Below are 2,889 nucleotides of genomic sequence, written 5' to 3' on the forward strand. Positions count from 1 at the left end.
GCATCCGGTCATCACTGGTTAGCAATGGAAACCGCAGAACTCCTATCCCGACTCAAACCCAGCAGCAACTACCAACAACAAGCACAAGCACTACGAGAAGACAACGAAGTTGAAACCATCATAGACATATTACAACCCCAAGAATCTTGGGAAATGTGCCTCAATGCCCTAGCAAACCTGCAAAAAGAAGCCCAAGCACCCACAAAACCCCAATCAGAACTGCGTTTAGCATGGTTCATTACCTTCCATCCTAGCCAATGTGGCCTGCAACCCAAAGAACAAAAAATTAATGCCAAAGGACAATGGAGTAAAGGTCGTCCCATTGCCCTCAAAAATCTGAGTAATAATTTAAGTGAGTATGATTATCTTACTCACCAAGACATTCGGGCTTGTAATTGTATTGAAACTTATGGCGAAGGCTATTATGGCAAAGTTAACTATCGCTTCAACGAAAAAACCATCTTAGCATTAATTGGACATCCCTTAGTTTTTTGGGAAGATACCCCTAATATCCGCGTAGAAATAGTCAAAGGAGAACCAGAACTACTTGTTAAAAAAGAAAAACAAGGTCGTCTCACCTTAGAATTTTCACCCAAATTAACATCACAAAATATCATCAATATCAAAGAAACTCCCACCCGCATCAAAGTCATTGAAATTACATCTGAACACAGACGTATAGGCGAAATTCTGGGTAGAGAAAATAAATTAAACGTCCCCATCATTGCCGAGAAAAAAGTTTTAGCAGCCATCAACGCCGTTTCCGGTATTGTCACCGTTCATTCTGACATTGGTGGAGGAGTAGAAGGTGCAGAAGAAGTAACCGCCCAAACCTTACCTCACATTCATCTTTTACCTGCCAATGCGGGTTTGAAAGTTACCTTGTTATCACGTCCCTTTGCCCAAGGTGGCCCTTATTTCCGTCCCGGTGCAGGTGGAGAAACAGTCATTGCTGAAATTGAAGGTAAACGTCTACAAACTAGAAGAAATTTATTAGAAGAAAAGCAACTTGCCCAAACTGCCATTCAAGCTTGTCCCACCCTCAGCACAGAAGAAGAAGATAACGAATGGTTAATAGAAAACCCAGAGGACTGTTTAGAACTACTTTTAGAACTGCAAGCATTAGGAAACAGCGTAGTTATCGAATGGCCAGAAGGGGAAAAACTGCGGGTTAGTCATAATGCAGATTTGAAAGATTTTAACTTATCAATTCAACGTCAACAAGATTGGTTTGCTGCTACTGGTGAATTGAAATTAAGTGAAGATTTAGTCTTGGATATGCAGCAACTTCTAGAATTATTAGAAAAAACTCCTAGCAGGTTTATTCCTCTTGGTGATGGTCAATTTTTAGCCTTAACCCAAGCATTTCGTAAACGTTTGGATGAGTTACGACTGTTTTCAGAAAAACATGGTAAAGGTATGCGTTTTCACCCCTTAGCAACACTGGGTTTAGAAGATTTTGTAGATGAAGTTGGGAAACTCAAAGCAGATAAACATTGGAAAGAACATATCAAGAAACTCAAGGAAGTACAAGACCTGAAACCAGAACTTCCATCTACCTTTCAAGCCGAATTACGAGATTATCAAATGGAAGGTTTTTCTTGGTTAGCACGTTTAGCACATTGGGGTGTAGGTGCTTGTTTAGCTGACCAAATGGGACTGGGTAAAACTGTGCAAGCATTAGCTGTTATCCTTAGAAATGCCCATCATGGACCGACTCTAATAATTGCCCCGACTTCCGTTTGTATGAATTGGGTAAGTGAAGCAGAGAAATTTGCCCCAACTTTGAATGTAATTCAATTTACAGGTTCTAACCGCCAAAAATTATTGGATGGCTTACAACCATTGGATATGTTGGTTTGTAGTTATGGTTTATTGCAACAGGATGAAGTAGCACAAATGCTGTCTGGAGTGCAGTGGCAAACCATTGTTTTAGATGAAGCCCAGGCTATCAAAAATATGTCTACTAAACGTTCCCAGGCAGCGATGAATTTGAAAGCTAATTTTAAATTATTGACTACTGGGACACCGATTGAAAATCATCTAGGTGAGTTGTGGAATTTGTTCCGATTTATTAATCCTGGTTTATTGGGTTCTTTTGAAAGTTTTAATCAACGTTTTGCAAATCCTATTGAGAGATATCAAGATAAACAAGCACGAAATAAACTCAAAAAACTAATTCAACCATTTCTATTAAGACGTACCAAAAATCAGGTGTTGGAAGAGTTACCTTCTCGCACAGAAATTTTACTTCATGTGGAGTTGAGTAAAGAGGAAAAGGCATTTTATGAGGCTTTGCGTCGTCAAGCTATATCTAAACTGAGTGAAAGTGATGCGGATGCAGGACAAAAACATTTGCAAGTTTTAGCAGAGATTATGAGGTTGCGTCGCGCTTGCTGTAATCCTAGTTTGGTGATGCCTGATACTGATTTATCTAGTTCTAAGTTGCAACTTTTTGGTGAGGTGTTGGGTGAACTGTTGGAAAATCGCCATAAGGCTTTGGTGTTTAGTCAGTTTGTAGATCATTTGCATATTATCCGCAATTATTTGGATAGTCAAGGTATTAACTATCAATATTTAGATGGTAGTACCCCAATGAATGAACGGAAAAAAAGTGTGGATGCGTTTCAAGCTGGGGAGGGGGATGTGTTTCTGATTAGTTTGAAGGCTGGGGGTACAGGACTGAATCTAACTGCGGCTGATTATGTTATTCATACAGACCCTTGGTGGAATCCGGCGGTGGAAGACCAAGCTTCTGACCGCGCCCACCGCATTGGACAACAACGCCCGGTGACTATTTATAGGTTGGTAGCAAAGGACACTATTGAGGATAAGATTGTGGAGTTGCATCACCATAAGCGGGATTTGGCGGATAGTTTGCTGGAGGGT

General features: G+C 40.4%; 1 protein-coding gene. It reads left to right on the forward strand.

Annotated features, from left to right (window positions below; translation table 11 throughout):
- A partial coding sequence (locus FFR48_RS26810) for a DEAD/DEAH box helicase (RefSeq protein ID WP_137669454.1) occupies window positions 1-2,889 on the forward strand: 2,889 nt, incomplete at both ends.

This window comes from Sphaerospermopsis reniformis, from assembly GCF_005402885.1.
Lineage (GTDB): Bacteria > Cyanobacteriota > Cyanobacteriia > Cyanobacteriales > Nostocaceae > Sphaerospermopsis > Sphaerospermopsis kisseleviana.